We start from the raw sequence: 15935 nt of genomic DNA on the forward strand, positions 1-15935 counted from the left end.
TTAAAATAATGGCCTCGCAACCCTTGTTTTTTAGCTTTAATTGAGCATTTTTGAGAGTATTTTGCGTCTCAGCAGCAAAGCCAATGCACAAAGGTTTATTTTCAAGATTACAAACATTGGCAAGGATATCCTTATTGGGAATTAGCTCTAAAATAAGATTGTCGCCATTTTTTTTGATTTTTTGATCAGAGGGCTCTTTAACAGAATAATCGCAAACAGCTGCACAAGAGATAAAGATATCGCAATGGTGAATTTCTTGCATGACGCATTCATACATTTGATGAGCGCTCAGTGTTTGAATGTTGTTTGCTTTATCATTGAGTGGTATGTTGATGCTTCCATAAATACAAGTTACTTGTGCCCCCATTTCAACACAGGAATCAACCAAAGCCATTCCCATCTTGCCACTTGAATGATTAGAAATAAAACGAACAGGGTCAATCGGCTCAAGCGTTGCACCAAGAGTAATAATAATTTTTTTACCACTAAGTTGTGTAGTTTGGAACTGCTTAGCAATTTGGTTAGCAATATCGATAGATTCTGGCAATCTACCCAGACCTATATCGCCACAAGCTTGAGAACCTGAGTCTGGGATTATTAAACCAGCACCACGAGACTTTAATAAACTTAGGTTCGCTTGTAAGGCGTCAGATTTATACATTTGTTGATTCATAGCAGGTGCAATCATAAGTATTGCGTCACTGGCTAAAATAATACTACTGAGTAAATCAGAAGCTTTGCCAGAAGCCATATTGGAAATCATGTTGGCACTTGCTGGAGCGATAAGGATACAATCAGCCCATTTTGCTAACTCAATATGTCCCATGGACAGCTCGGCTTCTTTATCCCATAAATTATGATGAACTTTATTTTTAGAAATAGATTGGAGTGAGAGTTCGGTGATAAATTTTGATCCACCAGAAGTAAGAACAACCCTAACATCAGCACCAAGATCTTGAAGGCGTCTAACAATATCAGGCGCTTTATAGGCGGATATTGATCCACTAACGCCTAGTAGAATTCGTTTATTGGTTAAACTTCTAATCATTTTATCAAAGCGGTTATGCGTATGTCTTGATCTATCATACGCACATCACTAATGGCTAGGTTAATTTTATCTGCCATACTGGTTATAGATAAGTGCGCCATTGAATTAGCGTCACTACCCATTAGCACTGGCGCAGTATAGATAATAAATTCGTCAACGAAATTACCTTGAATCATTGCACCCGTTAATCCTGGACCCGCTTCCAGTAAGACGGTATTTATACCCTGGCTACCTAGCTGTAATAAAACATCTTTAAGGTCAATTTTTCCTGCGGAGTTAAGCTTAGCATTGTTAGTATTGAATATTTGAGTCGGAGCATCTATTGAAAAAATATTAAGTGTTTTATCAATAATCTGATTTCGTGAATCAATAACGATGCGAATAGGGGAGGCATCTACACCATTTAGGCGAACAGTCATAGAAGGGTTATCTGAAAGAATTGTTCCAGAGCCAGTCATAATCGCTCGGTTTTGAGATCGAAGTTTTTGTACATCAACTCGAGCATTTGGACCAGTAATCCATTTGCTTTCACCAGAATTCATGGAGGTTTTTCCATCAAGACTCATGGCAATTTTACAAGTGACAAAAGGAGTGCCTGTTTTCATGCGCTTGATAAAGCCACGATTAAGCTGTTGCGCTTGTTGTTCTAGTAAGCCAACTACAACTTCAACACCTGCATTTTTAAGCATGGCTGCACCTTTGCCACTTACTAGTGGATTAGGGTCGAGTGTTGCAATAATTACTTTACTAACACCAGAATTAATAACGGCTTGCGCACAAGGTGGAGTTTTCCCATGATGTGAGCAAGGCTCTAAAGTGACATAAAGAGTTGCATCTTTAGCCTGATGGTTAATTTGTTCAAGAGCATTAATTTCTCCGTGAGCTTCGCCAAAGGTTTGATGATAACCCTGAGCAATAATATTACCTTCTTTTTCAATCACACAACCTACCATAGGATTGGCACCAACACCTTGCATTCCTTGGTGCGCAAGTTTGAGCGCCAAGTCCATATTTTGAGTGTCATTTAATGAAAAAGTTGTCACAATATTTCGGATATAATTGCTGAATTAATTAAACATATTTTACCTAGGAGAAGTGACATGGATGAACAGAAAAAACAAGCGCTCAAAGTGGCTCTATCGCAAATTGATAAGCAGTTTGGCAAGGGTTCGGTCATGTTTTTGGGCGATGAAGGCGCTCAAACAGATATTGAGGCTGTTTCAACAGGTAGTTTAAGTTTAGATATTGCACTTGGAATTGGTGGCTTACCAAGAGGTCGAGTGATTGAAATTTATGGTCCAGAGTCTTCTGGAAAAACAACACTAACGCTTCATGTTATTGCTGAAATGCAAAAGCTAGGTGGTACTGCTGCCTTTATTGATGCTGAGCATGCACTAGACCCGCAATATGCTAAGCGTTTAGGTGTTAACACGGATGATTTACTAATCTCTCAGCCAGACACGGGTGAGCAGGCATTGGAAATTACCGATATGCTAGTTCGATCTGGTAGTGTTGATATTGTGGTGGTAGATTCAGTTGCAGCATTAACACCTAAAGCCGAAATTGAAGGAGAGATGGGTGCATCCCACATGGGCTTGCAAGCTCGATTAATGTCTCAAGCACTAAGAAAGCTTACCTCAAATATCAAGAAAACAAATACCATGGTCATCTTCATTAACCAGTTACGTATGAAAATTGGTGTAATGTTTGGCAATCCTGAAACGACAACAGGCGGTAATGCTTTAAAGTTTTACGCTTCAGTACGTCTTGATATTCGCCGTATCGGCGCTATTAAAAAAGGCGATGAAATCTTGGGTAATGAAACTCGTGTGAAGGTATTAAAAAACAAAGTAGCACCTCCATTCAAGCAAGCAGAGTTTCAAATTCTCTACAATGAAGGAATTTCACTAGAAAGTGAAATCATTGATTTAGGAGTGAAGCTGGGCTTTGTTGAAAAAGCAGGTGCCTGGTATAGTGTCGAAGGTGAAAGAATTGGCCAAGGTAAGGATAACTCACGTGATTACCTAAAAGAACATCCAAAGTTAAGTAAAAGTATTGAAACTAAAATTCGCGACAAGCTGATGAATGACAACGCCGAGAAAAAGTAGAGAAGAATGTTATTCTGTTGCGATGCGTATACTTGTCAGACGCGAGCATTCAACGCTTGAACTAAGTCATAAACTAAAAAGTAAAGATTTTGATCAAGATGATATTGATCCTGTTATTGCTTCATTGATACAAAAAGGTTATCAAAGTAATGAGCGCTTTACTACTGAATTTATTCAAATGCGTTTTAATCAAGGCAAAGGCCCGATTAAAATTAAGCTTGATTTAAAGCAACGAGGAATTGATCAGTTTGATTTATCTGGGTTTGATTTTTATGCGTTAGCACATAAGATTCGAGAACGAAAATTTGGTAAGTCAGTGCCAAGTGATTTTAAAGAAAAAGCCAAGCAACAGCGATTTTTACAGTCAAGAGGATTTAGTTTTGAGCACATCAACCAGTCATTTAAAAACGCATAAATTACTATCTATGCGCTCACCTTTGTATATCAAGTATCCAAATGGAGAGGTACGAGTCATTGAGAATTTATTTGAACATCCAAAAGGCGTGCTTTATTTTGAATTATTTTGGGAAAAGGATCCTCAATATTGCATTCATTTGATTGAAGGTAGTATTACTGGCGATGGGCCGTGGAGAGTGGGAGAATGCTCTTTTCATATTTTGGGTTGCAACCATACGCACCCAACCATGTGTGAAATGCATTCTTTTTGGCAGCAACAATTACTTCAAGATCCTGCACAGTTTCGATCTGCAGAAGTAGTTGAAATCGCTTTAGAAAAAGGTGCTATTGTGCCTGAAGATCATCCAATGAATGATGAACGCTACTAAAAAGCAAACACAAGCTTACGATTTTAAAACTCAAGATATTAAAGTTTTAAAAAAATTGTTGCCGTACTTACTGGCGATGCGAACTCGTGTGATTTTAGCGACATTATTTTTAATCTCTGCCAAGCTAGCTAATGTAGCTGTTCCAATTGTTCTCAAAGATATTGTTGATTCTTTAGATCAAACAAATGTATTGTTGATTTTGCCATTAGGCCTATTATTTGCCTACGGATCTTTAAGACTAGCCAGCTCATTGTTTAATGAGCTTAGAGATGCAATTTTTGCTAAAGTTCGTTACCACGCCATGCATCTAATTGCATTAGGCGTCTTTAAGCATCTGCATACATTAGACCTATCATTTCACTTGGATCGACGCATTGGTGGTATCACTCGTGACATTGATCGAGGTACGCAAAGTGTCTCCACTTTATTATCTATTTTTGTTTTTAATATTCTCCCATCTTTTTTTGAAATCTGTCTAGTTATTGGCGTATTGTGGATTAATTATGATGTTTTTTTTGCGGGAATCTCTTTGGCTACTGTTGCATTTTATATTGGCTTAACGCTTGCAATTACTACGTGGCGTATGAAGTACCGCTATCAGATGAATGACATGCAGTCTGAGGCTAATACCAATGCAGTTGATAGTTTAATTAACTATGAAACAGTGAAATATTTTAATAGAGAAGAATTTGAAGTGAGTCGCTATCAAGAGACCATGGGTCGATGGGAGGAAGTCGCCACCAAAAGTTTTACCTCCATGACAGCACTTAATTTTATTCAAGGCGCAGTTATTGCCGTTGGCGTAACAATAGTGCTTATTATGGCTGCACAAGGCGTAGTAGACCAGGCATTAAGCCTCGGTGATATGATTATGATCCAGGCTTTACTCCTGCAACTATTTATGCCACTAGGATCATTAGGAATTGTCTATCGACAAATTAAACACAATTTTATCGATATGAATAATATGTTCAATCTATTAGATAAACGACCTTTGGTTACTAGCGCTAAGGATGCACCAGTGCTTAAATTTAAGGAAGGTAAGATTGAGTTTAAAGATATTTCATTTGCCTATCCAGGTAAAAATCCAGTGCTGAAAAACATAAGTTTTGATATTGCTCCTGGGCAAAAGGTTGCCATTGTAGGATCTTCAGGATCAGGTAAATCAACCCTGGCTAAGTTACTATTTAGGTTTTATGATGTGACGTCTGGTGAGATATTGATTGATGGTCAAAATATAAAAGATTTAAACCAACATTCTGTGCACTCTGCAATGGGTGTGGTTCCTCAAGATACCGTTATGTTTAATGAGAGTATTTACTATAATATTGCTTACGGAAAAAAAGATGCAAGTGAAGAAGAGATTAAAACAGCGGCTAAACTTGCCTTTATTGATAAATTTATTGATCAGTTGCCCGATCAATATAATACATTAGTCGGTGAGCGAGGCCTTAAACTATCTGGTGGTGAAAAGCAGCGTCTAGCAATTGCCCGTGTTTTGTTAAAAAATCCTCCAATTTTAATTTTTGATGAAGCGACTTCCGCACTAGATTCTTATTCAGAAAAGATGGTACAAAAGGCCTTAAACTCTTTAAGTAAACAGCATACAACTTTGGTTATTGCACATCGATTATCAACTATTGTCGATGCAGACAAAATTATTGTTTTGGGTCAAGGTAGTATTTTAGAAAGTGGCTCTCATCAAAAATTATTAAACGCCCAAGGAGAGTATGCCAAACTTTGGAAGCTTCAGAGTGATGTCCAGCAATCGAATGATATCAATACTTAGAATATTAATAACTTATAAATATGAAATTTGAACTAAAGAAAACACATGATAAAGCCCGTCGAGGTCAGATGAGCTTTAAACGTGGAAAGGTGCAAACACCTGCATTTATGCCAGTCGGAACTTATGGCACTGTTAAAGCGATGACACCAGAAGAGGTGATTGATCTTGGTGCTCAAATTATCTTGGGCAATACCTTTCACTTGGCTATTACACCCGGAACAGATGTTATTGAGGCGCATGGTGATTTGCATGATTTTATGCATTGGCAGGGTCCAATTCTTACTGATTCAGGTGGTTTCCAAGTATTCAGTTTGGGGGCGATGCGCAAGATTAGCGAACAAGGTGTTGATTTTAGATCACCAAAAAACGGTGATAAAATTTTTATGGGCCCGGAAGAGTCAATTCATATACAAAATAAACTAGGTTCAGATATCGTCATGATCTTTGACGAATGCACGCCTTATCCTGCAGACAAGCCAACCGCAGATCAATCAATGCAATTATCATTGCGTTGGGCTAAACGCTCAAAATTAGAACATGAAAAACTCAACAATAAGAACGCTCTTTTTGGAATTGTACAAGGTGGCATGTATGAAGACTTACGCCGTGAATCTATTAAAGAGTTAGTCAATATTGGGTTTGATGGTTATGCAATTGGCGGCTTAAGTGTTGGCGAACCAAAAGAAGAAATGATAAAGGTATTGGATTATTTGCCAAATGAGCTACCTGAAAACAAACCTCGATATTTAATGGGTGTTGGTACACCGAGTGATTTGGTAGAGGCAGTTGAACGTGGTATTGATATGTTTGACTGTGTTATGCCAACTCGTAATGCTAGAAATGGCTATTTGTTTACATCTATGGGTATTGTAAAAATTCGCAACGCTCACTATCGGCTTGATACAAGCACGCTTGATGAGAATTGTAATTGCTACACTTGTCAAAATTACACTAAATCATATTTACATCATTTACATCGAAAAAACGAAATCTTGAGTGCAAGGCTTAATACCATTCATAATTTATATTATTACCAAGATTTAATGTCACAAATGCGTCAAGCCATCGAAGATGAAAATTTTTCAGAATTTAAGCAAAACTTTTATCAATTACAAAACCAAACTTGATGAGTCAAAACCTCTTATTTTTTGTTGATGAAGGTGGCTTCGAAGACTTTACACCCTTATTTAATGAGCAAGGGTTTATGGTCGATTTTGAAGATTCTCAGCGTAAAGCAACTAAGCTTGCTAAGAAAAATACTTACCAAGTGCTCGTTGCTGAGTTTAGTCACAATCCTGAGTTTCGAGATAGAGTAAGTAACATAGAGTCACTGCTAGCAACTTTGGAAGGAAATTCTCCTCAAGCTAAAATTATTATTTTGTATGATGAGCTTAATCAGCCGCAATTGGACCAGCTTAAAGCGCGCTATCGCATGGACGCAACCTTAAAGTTTCCAATAGACAAAAATTTATTGAGTCAGCTCATTGTTTAGATGCTTATTAAAATAAACGTCCAACACTTGGCGTGCTAATGGTGCGGCTTTTGAGCTTCCGCTACCTGCATTTTCAACCACAACAGCAATGGCTATTTCTGGATTCTCGATTGGTGCAAAGCCTGTAAACAAAGCATGATCTCTTAATTTTTCCTCAAGATTCTCTGCAATATAAACTTCTTCAGCATCCAGGCCAAACACCTGAGCTGTGCCTGTTTTACCTGCTAGCGTGTAAGTAAGTTTTTGGTTTAATCTTCTAGCGGTACCTTTAGGCGAATAGATTACTTGCTTCATACCATCAACAACAGTTTCCCAATTTTTAATATTCTTGATAGGTATTTGCCTGCTGTCAGATTTTTTAAACTCAGTCATGGATTGGCCGGGTAGTTGCGTATTTTTCAATAAAGTAGGTTGAAATAACTGACCTTTATTAGCTACCGCCGCTGTTGTAATGGCTAGTTGAAGAGGGCTAGCTGTCATAAAGCCCTGGCCAATACCAGCATTAAGGGTTTCACCTTTGTACCAAGGTTCATTTTTATTAATTTTTTTCCAAGATTTAGAAGGTAGAATTCCTCCTTGCTCGCCAGGGATATCAATGCCAGTTTTTTGACCAAAGCGAAAAAGGTTTAAGCCATCATGCAAATTATCAATCCCCATCTTATTGGCTAAACTGTAGAAAAACACATCATTTGATTGTGCAATGGCATCTTTGACATTAACAGTTCCATGGCCATTTCTATCCCAATTATGAAACTTACGCTTGACTCCCGGTAGCTGAAAGTAGCCTTTGTCAAATACAGTGGTTTTGATATCAATTGTACCTTGCTCGAGTCCAGCAAGAGCTACCATGGGTTTGATAGTAGATGCAGGCGGGTACAAGCCTTGTATGGTTCGGTTTAGTTGGGGAATGTCTTTTGAGGACTGGAGTGAGTTATAGTTGGCATGAGAAATACCATTGACAAACCAATTAGGGTTGTAGATGGGGGTGCTAACCAACGTAAGCACCTCTCCATTTCTAGTATCAACAACAACAATAGCGCCACGTTTTCCTTTGAGCAATTCCTCTGCCTTTTTTTGCATGTCTAAATCCAAGCTAAGATATAGATCTTGTCCAGGCATCGCAGGTGTTATAACTTGAGTGTCAACGATACGTCCACTGACATTTCGCTCTATTTGCTTTAACCCTGTTCGACCATGAAGTAAAGATTCATATTGTTTTTCAATGCCCACCTTACCAACAAACAAAGTTCCAGAATAGTTATCTTTATCATACATGGCCTTGTCTTTTTTATTCATCCTCGAGACATATCCAATTGCATGCACACTAGAAGCCTCATGAGGATAAATACGATTGAAATAAGGCTCAATATCAACACCTGGAAATTGATTACTGACCAAAAACTCTGCAACCTGAATACCACTCAAATTAGTCTTAATAGGTATATTGTGAAATTTTTGAAAACGATTTCTATTCTTATAATATGATTTAATATCATCTTCATTTATAAGGCCAGTTTTTTCAAGGCTTAATAAAGTTGCGCTAATATTACCAGCTTTTTCAGGGGTGAGTACAAGCTGATATGTCAGCTTATTAGATGCTAGTATCTGGCCATTTCTATCAAAAATTTTACCTCTACTGGGGGTTATTGGCAGGGTTCGCATTTGATTACCTAAGGACTCTTCTTGATAGTACTCATAATTAACTACTTGGAGGTTGTAGATACGAGTTAACAATAAAAGAGTTAGCAGCAAGATAAAAATGAGTGCTAGCTTTAATCGAGATGATAGTAGTTTTTTTTCCAGCTGAGTATTACCAATACTTTCCATGGCTACTAATGTTTAGATTTTAATAGAAAGAATCGAACAACTGGCCAAATAAGCGCACTAGTAAGTGGCGCTAAGAGTAAATAATAGTTATCAGTAAAGCCGTGAATTAAAAAGTGCGAGAGAAAGAAAAATGCCAAATAAATACAGCTAGATAGAAATACATAGACTTGTTGAGTGCTAAGATTAGATACATAAAAAGACTGCTTGACGCTATTAATGAAAATACTAGCTACGATAAGTGCTAATGCATTTTGACCTAGAAGATCTCCTTGCAAAATATCAAGCAACACACCTAATATTAGGGCAATAAATAAACTACCTTTAACAGGAAAATGAATCAGCCAATAAGTGTAAAGTAGCAACATCCAAAAAGGAGAGCTATCCAAAATAGCATCATTCAAAGGCAGGGCGCTAAGAATGAATGCAAATAGTGTTATTTTAAGTAAAAAGACATAAGGGCGCTGAATATTCATAAGCCATCCAAGATAATAACAAACTCTAAGTCATGAATTTGTTGAATAGGCTCAAGTGTGACATACATAAAAGACTCATTTTTACGTTGCTCTACGTGAGTCACTCGACCTACTGGATAGCCATTTGGAAATTTAGAGCCAAGAGCGCTACTGACAAAAATATCATTTATTTGAATATCTGATTCAGGTTCAATGAATTTAACCAATAGCTGGTGTTTATTTTCAGCCACACCTTGGCTCATACCTTGAATGCCATTACGAACACTTTTAATAGGTACAAACTGTGTTGGATCACTTGCGATTAAGATGCTGGCATTGGTTGGTGTGATTTGTGTAATTTGCCCTAGCACACCATTAGCGCCAAGTGCTACTTGTCCAACTTTCAGATTATCATTGCCACCTTTGTTAATGATAATTTGTTTTTTTAATCGAGATCGAGTGACACTTTCAATGCGAGCAATAGTGAAGCTATTTTGTTGCAAGGCATAACTAGATTTTAGTAAAGAGTTGAGTTTTTTGTTTTCCAGTGCTAGCGCATCTACTTGCTGAAGCCTAACCTTCAACTTTAGTAGTTCGCTATTAAGGCTTCGATTATCATTAAGAAGTTGATCTTTAGAAGTACCCTGTTCGTTAATCCATGTATAAACCTTGCTAGGCAGGCTAACAACTAAATAAATAGGAGAGATTAGGGTGGCAACACTTTGTCTTAGATTATTGAGATAAGAAAACTTATAATCAAAAATAATCAAAAGAATAGCAATAGCAATTGGGGTAAAAATTTTAAGAAAGTACATTTTTCCCTATCCCAATTGAACATTGGTTTGCTTACTCAGCAGCCAAAAACCCCATGTTGTGCTTGCTGATCATATCAAGTGCAACACCACCACCACGAGCAACACAAGTTAAAGGATCATCAGCGATACGAACAGGTAAGTTGGTTTCTTGATTAATGAGTTTATCAAGTCCATCAAGTAATGCACCACCACCAGTAAGTACTAAACCATTTTCAGCAATGTCCGAACTTAGCTCTGGCGGCGTTTTTTCTAGCGCCGTTCTAACAGAGCTTACAATTGTTTTAAGTGGCTCTTGAAGCGCTTCAAGGATTTCAGTATTGGTAATCTCAAAGCTCACTGGGATGCCTTTAGCAACATCTCTACCTCTGTATTCCATCTTTTTAACGACGTTAGTTTTGAATGCAGATCCAACATCTTCTTTAATTCTTTCAGCGGTCGCAGGGCCAATAATAATACCGTGATCTCTACGTACAAATTTTACGATCGTATCATCAAATACATCACCACCAACTCGTAAAGAATCAGAATACACAATGCCGTTAAGTGACATGATAGCAATCTCAGTTGTACCACCACCAATATCAATAACCATAGCACCTGATGCTTCTTCAATAGCCATACCAGCACCTAAAGCTGCTGCCATTGGCTCTTCAATAAGATACACATCTCGTGCACCAGCACCAACAGCACTTTCTTTAATAGCGCGACGCTCAACTTGAGTAGCGCCACAAGGAACACAAATAAGCACTTTAGGGCTTGGTGAGAAAAATCCAGAATGCAAAACCTTGCGAATGAAGTGCTGTAGCATTTTTTCAGTGACTTTAAAGTCAGCAATAACACCATCTTTCATTGGTCGAATTGCTTCAATTGAACCAGGTGTTCTACCCAACATATTTTTAGCATCTTGACCCACAGCAATAACAGTCGCTTCCATTGATCCTCTATCTTGACGAATTGCCACTACAGAAGGCTCGTTTAAAACGATCTGACCATCCATATAAATAAGTGTGTTGGCGGTACCCAAATCAATTGAAAGACTGTGAGCTTTGAGAAAATTAAACATAAATATTCCTGATTAATTATTAGTAAAATAAGGAGATATAATACTATAAATTATTAGTATAAATACAACAATCCTAAAGGTAGAGTAAATATGAAAATTCAGCAAAAACATGTCATCGAAAGCGTCTTTAATGCGTTGCAATATATTTCTTATTATCATTCGCCTGATTTTATTCAAGCTTTGGTAAAAGCCTATGAAAAAGAAACACATGACTCCTCTAAAAATGCTATTGCTCAAATACTAATTAACTCAAAAATGGCTGCACTTGGCCAAAGACCTTTATGCCAAGATACCGGTATTGTGAATGTTTTTGTTGAAGTGGGAATGGATGTGACTTGGGATGCAGAGCTTTCATTAGATGACATGATTAATGAGGGCGTGAGACGTGCCTTTACTTTTGAGAAAAATCCATTGCGCGCTTCTATTGTTAAAGATCCTTTGTTTTCAAGAGAAAATACTAAAGATAATACGCCTGCTGTTATTCATTCAAAAATGGTTAAGGGGAGTAAATTAAGCTTTACAGTTGCCGCCAAAGGTTGTGGCTCTGAGAATAAAGCCAAATTTACAGTGCTTAATCCCTCTGATAATATTGCTGATTGGGTGCTAAGTATGATTCCAACAATGGGAGCAGGTTGGTGTCCACCTGGAATTATTGGTATTGGTGTTGGTGGTACGGCAGAAAAAGCTATGTTAATGGCGAAGGAATGCCTTATGGAGCCTATTGATATTACTGATATTGCACAAAAAACTAACCCAACAAACATTGAAAAACTTCGCCTGGAATTACTAGAAAGTATTAATAATCTTGGTATTGGTGCGCAAGGTTTAGGTGGATTAACCACTGTGCTAGATGTTAAGATTAAAGATTATCCAACGCATGCCGCCTCACAGGCGGTCGCTATGATTCCTAATTGTGCCGCTACACGTCATTTGCACTTTTCTATGGATGGTTCAGGTGTGGCCAAACTGCCAGAAGTTGATATGAGCATTTATCCAGATTTAGAAATGGATTATTCTAAGTATAAGCATGTTGACTTAAATTCACTAACACGCGAGCAAATGAATGACTGGAAAATTGGTGACACTTTGTTATTAACAGGCACGATTATCACCGGTCGTGATGCAGCGCATGCACGCCTTAAAAAGATGCTGGATAATGGTGAAGGTCTTCCAAAAGGGGTTGATTTTGATAATAAATTTATTTATTATGTGGGTCCAGTTGATGCAGTCGGCGATGAAGTTATTGGTCCTGCAGGCCCAACGACAGCAACAAGAATGGATAAATATACCGATATGATGCTTGAAAATACTAATATTTTAGGCATGATTGGTAAAGCTGAACGTGGCGATAAGACCGTTCAAAGCATTAAAGAGCATAAGGCCAGCTATTTGATCGCTGTCGGTGGTGCGGCATATTTAATTTCTAAATCAATTAAAAAAGCGAAAAAAATTGCATTTGAAGAAATGGGTATGGAGGCAATATATGAATTTGAAGTGAGCAATATGCCGGTTACTGTTGCGGTAGACAGTCAAGGTGAAAATATTCATGATGTTTTTAAAAATCTCCAAACGTTTAAATAGCAAAAAATTTCAGGCTTTATTAGCTAGTAGTTAGACGATTGATATATTGCGCGAATACAACCATAATAATACTTAGCTAGTATAATAACTCTCGAAGTTGGTCGGATGGTCGCTGGTAGGTTTACTTATCAGAGGAAAGTCCGGGCTCCATAGAGCAAAGTGCTAGCTAACAGCTAGGTAGGGTGACCTAATGGAAAGTGCTGCAGAGATTTAAACCGCCTATTTATAGGTAAGGGTGAGAAGGTGCGGTAAGAGCGCACCGCGCGGGAGGCAACAACCGTGGCAAGGTAAACCCCACTTGGAGCAAGCTCAAATAGGCTACCATTGATGCGGCTCGCATAAGGTAGCGGGTAGAGTGCTAAAGTATATTGGTGACGATATACGTAGATGAATGACCATCTATTACAGAACCCGGCTTATAGACTAACTTCACTTCTTTCATATTATCTTTTGCCTCTTCATCCTTTAACGGAGTTGTGCTAATAGAATGGCAATTGATTTTTTAAAATTTTTCATAAAAATAGTATGTTTTACTTAATGTATTTTTGTTGTAGAATAACTCTATGAGAAAAATTAAGATAATATTAATGATGTTTTTGGCCGCATCATCAAATGTTTTTGCCGATAAAGAGATATTGTATTCTGATAAAAATATCACTATTTATACTGATAATACAATGACTTATACTGGAAAAAAAACAGTACCAGTATTTAAACCTTCAAACTCTTGGGTAGAGGAGGACTACTTTACTCAACAAGAAAAATATTGCGAAGTGGACTCGATATATAGCAGTAAACTGAAACAAAGCCTTGTTGAAAACCGTTAAATAGGGTTATTTACATTGCGCCAAAATAGCGCGGTCTTTATGATTGTAATCTTTAAAAGTTTGTATATTATTAAACTTTCTTTTTAGTAATTTAACAATTCTGTCTTGCTGGTCATGCCCATGCTCTAATAATAAAAAGCCATTTTCCCCAAGATGATCAGGTGCTTGATCAATAATAATTCTAATATCATCTAGTCCATCTTTTCCTGCCGTAAGTGCACAAATCGGCTCAAAGCTTAAATCATCAAGATAGGCGTCGTTTTCTTCGATATAAGGTGGATTAGATATAATTAAATCAAAAGACTGATTAATAACTGGCTCAAACCAACTACCCTGTAAAAATTCAATCTGACTAGTTGCATTAGATCTGGCTACTTCGAGTGCTTTATTAGAAAAGTCAGTTGCACTGACTTGCCAATGAGGATTTTTATCCTTTAAAGTAATGGCAATAATGCCACTACCTGTGCCCAAATCTAGTAAATGACAAGGTTTGGTCTTGTCAGGGAATGTTTCGAGTGCAATATCAATAAGTAGCTCAGTTTCTGGACGCGGAATGAGTGTGTCAGGCGTCACTTTAAAATCCAAATGATAAAAGCCTCGACATCCACTTAAATACGCAAAAGGCATACCTTGCTGTCTTTTTAAGAGAAGACTTTCTAAGCGAGATCTTTCATTAAAACTGAGTGCATAATCATGGTTTAAAATAATCTCGGCACCACTTTTTTCAAGCACCAAAGATAAAAGTGGCGCGACATCAATCGCACCACTTTTAAGGTAATCTTGGACAGTTTTCAAAGCTTATATTTATAGCTTGACAGTTGTCAATCCTAAAGATTTCCAGTTTTGCATACCACCACGGAAATATTTAATTTTCGCAGCTGGATAGCCATATCTTAATAAAGCTTTAACAGCCGTTGGGGTTTGTCCACACCAGATGCCATTACAATACATCACTAAAGTTTTAGCATAGGTAAAGTCAAATACGTCGTCCACTTGAACACCAAGCTGATCTTCCATAATTTCTAAGGCTTTGTCTTTTTTCGTAAACAAAGTATAAGGAATATTAACAGCACTCGGTATTCCGCCAGTAATAGTTACCCAGTTAGGGGTGCGTGTGTCGATTACAACGATTGAATCATCACCTTCTGATTTTAGTCTGACATAATTAATCATTTCAAGCTCACCAATTGTCTCGACCAAGTGTGGTGCAAATGGATGCATCGGCTGGATTTTGCCACGAGCTGTTTTTAAATAAAAATCAGAAAGCTCATTATCTTGATCCTGAACTCGGAGTAATTTAATGGTTTTTTCATTATGAATAACATTAAGTGAAAAAAATCCTGGTGATATAAATACTTGCTTGGTTTTTTCGCCTTCAGCGCTGACCATTAGTGGCAGTAAACTTATTAATAAAATCGCTATTTTTTTCATTTTTCTCCTGTTGCTATACTTTTTTTAAATCAAAATAATTCTTAACAGCTACAATTAGCCCTAAACCGATAAAGGCACCAGGTGGCAAAATAGCCAACAAGGTACCTTGATAATCATCAAATACAGTAACACTCAACGTATCACCCAAACTGCCTAATATAAGGCTAGATTGGTCAAATAAAGTGCCTGAGCCAATTAGCTCGCGCATAGCGCCCAAAATAACCAAAATAATAGAAAAGCCCACACCCATCATCAGCCCATCAAGGGCTGATTTATCCCAGCTATTTTTGCTCGCGTAAGCTTCAGCTCTGGCCAGAATTGCACAATTTGTTACAATCAGAGGCACGAAAATACCTAAAATTAAATATAAGTCATAAAAATATGACTGCATCAGAAGTTCTACAATGGTGACGAATGATGCAATTAATAGTACAAAGATAGGAATACGAACTTCTTTTGAAATTTGATTGCGAAAAATAGACACGGTCACGTTAGAGGCAACCAATACAAAGGTTGTAGCTAATCCCAAACCAATAGCGTTAACAATATTATTGGTGACGGCCAAAAGCGGACACAAACCAAGCAATGCAACCAATGCTTGGTTGTTGGTCCATAGTCCATTTTTGGCAATTTTAATATAATCGTTCATAAGTCTTGATTATATCAACAACAGGGCGGCAAACACTCTAAAAGTCTTTGATTATTGAAATTTGTCAA

Annotated in this window: 17 protein-coding genes and 1 other RNA gene; 9 read left to right on the top strand and 9 right to left on the bottom strand. The window is 37.5% G+C overall.

Annotated elements, in window-relative coordinates; all coding sequences use genetic code 11:
- Window positions 1-1048: bifunctional phosphopantothenoylcysteine decarboxylase/phosphopantothenate--cysteine ligase CoaBC (gene coaBC, locus N9Y32_06265; protein MDB2590613.1), on the bottom strand; the 1048-nt coding region annotated here is incomplete at its 3' end.
- Window positions 1045-2094, bottom strand: a complete 1050-nt coding sequence (ribD, locus tag N9Y32_06270) for a bifunctional diaminohydroxyphosphoribosylaminopyrimidine deaminase/5-amino-6-(5-phosphoribosylamino)uracil reductase RibD (protein ID MDB2590614.1) — start codon at window positions 2092-2094, stop codon at window positions 1045-1047. The genes ribD and coaBC, both read right to left, overlap by 4 nt.
- Before the next feature lie 54 nt (window positions 2095-2148).
- Between ribD and recA the strand changes: the two genes are divergently transcribed.
- The 6 genes from recA to N9Y32_06300 are packed head-to-tail and all read left to right on the top strand — an operon-like array spanning window position 2149 to window position 7222.
- The gene (recA, locus tag N9Y32_06275; protein ID MDB2590615.1) at window positions 2149-3156 is read left to right on the top strand and encodes a recombinase RecA; all 1008 of its coding nucleotides are present in this window, start codon (window positions 2149-2151) and stop codon (window positions 3154-3156) included.
- A gap of 22 nt (window positions 3157-3178) precedes the next feature.
- On the top strand, window positions 3179-3571 hold the full coding sequence (locus N9Y32_06280; GenBank protein MDB2590616.1) for a recombination regulator RecX: 393 nt from the start codon (window positions 3179-3181) through the stop codon (window positions 3569-3571).
- Window positions 3537-3941 carry a hypothetical protein gene (locus N9Y32_06285; protein ID MDB2590617.1) on the top strand — a complete coding sequence of 135 codons (405 nt, stop codon included), beginning with the start codon at window positions 3537-3539 and terminating at the stop codon, window positions 3939-3941. The genes N9Y32_06280 and N9Y32_06285 overlap by 35 nt, the downstream gene beginning before the upstream one ends.
- Window positions 3928-5730: an ABC transporter ATP-binding protein/permease gene (locus N9Y32_06290; protein MDB2590618.1), complete on the top strand. Its 1803-nt coding sequence runs from the start codon at window positions 3928-3930 to the stop codon at window positions 5728-5730. Before N9Y32_06285 ends, N9Y32_06290 begins: the two co-directional genes overlap by 14 nt.
- Before the next feature lie 20 nt (window positions 5731-5750).
- Window positions 5751-6857, top strand: coding sequence for a tRNA guanosine(34) transglycosylase Tgt (gene tgt, locus N9Y32_06295; protein MDB2590619.1), 1107 nt, complete (start codon window positions 5751-5753; stop codon window positions 6855-6857).
- On the top strand, window positions 6857-7222 hold the full coding sequence (locus N9Y32_06300; GenBank protein MDB2590620.1) for a hypothetical protein: 366 nt from the start codon (window positions 6857-6859) through the stop codon (window positions 7220-7222). Before tgt ends, N9Y32_06300 begins: the two co-directional genes overlap by 1 nt.
- On the opposite strand, the gene mrdA is transcribed toward N9Y32_06300, so the two are convergent.
- The 4 genes from mrdA to N9Y32_06320 are packed head-to-tail and all read right to left on the bottom strand — an operon-like array spanning window position 7199 to window position 11379.
- Window positions 7199-9049 carry a penicillin-binding protein 2 gene (gene mrdA / locus N9Y32_06305; GenBank protein MDB2590621.1) on the bottom strand — a complete coding sequence of 617 codons (1851 nt, stop codon included), beginning with the start codon at window positions 9047-9049 and terminating at the stop codon, window positions 7199-7201. The two genes, N9Y32_06300 and mrdA, sit on opposite strands and share 24 nt — an antisense overlap.
- A 5-nt stretch (window positions 9050-9054) precedes the next feature.
- Window positions 9055-9522, bottom strand: a complete 468-nt coding sequence (mreD, locus tag N9Y32_06310) for a rod shape-determining protein MreD (protein ID MDB2590622.1) — start codon at window positions 9520-9522, stop codon at window positions 9055-9057.
- Entirely contained in the window at window positions 9519-10316 is a 798-nt protein-coding gene (gene mreC / locus N9Y32_06315) for a rod shape-determining protein MreC (protein MDB2590623.1), read from the bottom strand. Before mreC ends, mreD begins: the two co-directional genes overlap by 4 nt.
- Before the next feature lie 31 nt (window positions 10317-10347).
- On the bottom strand, window positions 10348-11379 hold the full coding sequence (locus N9Y32_06320) for a rod shape-determining protein (protein MDB2590624.1): 1032 nt from the start codon (window positions 11377-11379) through the stop codon (window positions 10348-10350).
- Window positions 11380-11469: 90 nt separating this feature from the next.
- Between N9Y32_06320 and N9Y32_06325 the strand changes: the two genes are divergently transcribed.
- The 3 genes from N9Y32_06325 to N9Y32_06335 all read left to right on the top strand — a co-directional run bounded on the left by N9Y32_06325 (window position 11470) and on the right by N9Y32_06335 (window position 13787).
- The gene (locus N9Y32_06325; GenBank protein MDB2590625.1) at window positions 11470-12960 is read left to right on the top strand and encodes a fumarate hydratase; all 1491 of its coding nucleotides are present in this window, start codon (window positions 11470-11472) and stop codon (window positions 12958-12960) included.
- Between the two features lie 93 nt (window positions 12961-13053).
- Window positions 13054-13395, top strand: an RNA gene (rnpB, locus tag N9Y32_06330) — RNase P RNA component class A.
- A gap of 152 nt (window positions 13396-13547) precedes the next feature.
- Window positions 13548-13787 carry a hypothetical protein gene (locus N9Y32_06335; protein ID MDB2590626.1) on the top strand — a complete coding sequence of 80 codons (240 nt, stop codon included), beginning with the start codon at window positions 13548-13550 and terminating at the stop codon, window positions 13785-13787.
- 6 nt (window positions 13788-13793) lie between these two features.
- Here the strand turns inward: N9Y32_06335 and prmC are convergent, their stop codons facing one another.
- Genes prmC through N9Y32_06350 form a run of 3 tightly spaced genes read right to left on the bottom strand, consistent with a single transcriptional unit; the run spans window position 13794 to window position 15867 of the window.
- Window positions 13794-14582: a peptide chain release factor N(5)-glutamine methyltransferase gene (prmC, locus tag N9Y32_06340; protein ID MDB2590627.1), complete on the bottom strand. Its 789-nt coding sequence runs from the start codon at window positions 14580-14582 to the stop codon at window positions 13794-13796.
- A gap of 9 nt (window positions 14583-14591) precedes the next feature.
- On the bottom strand, window positions 14592-15218 hold the full coding sequence (locus tag N9Y32_06345; protein ID MDB2590628.1) for a rhodanese-like domain-containing protein: 627 nt from the start codon (window positions 15216-15218) through the stop codon (window positions 14592-14594).
- Window positions 15219-15231: 13 nt separating this feature from the next.
- Window positions 15232-15867 carry an electron transport complex subunit E gene (locus N9Y32_06350; GenBank protein ID MDB2590629.1) on the bottom strand — a complete coding sequence of 212 codons (636 nt, stop codon included), beginning with the start codon at window positions 15865-15867 and terminating at the stop codon, window positions 15232-15234.
- Between the last annotated feature and the right edge of the window lie 68 nt (window positions 15868-15935).

It is taken from the genome of Candidatus Thioglobus sp., from assembly GCA_028228555.1.
GTDB lineage: Bacteria > Pseudomonadota > Gammaproteobacteria > PS1 > Pseudothioglobaceae > Thioglobus_A.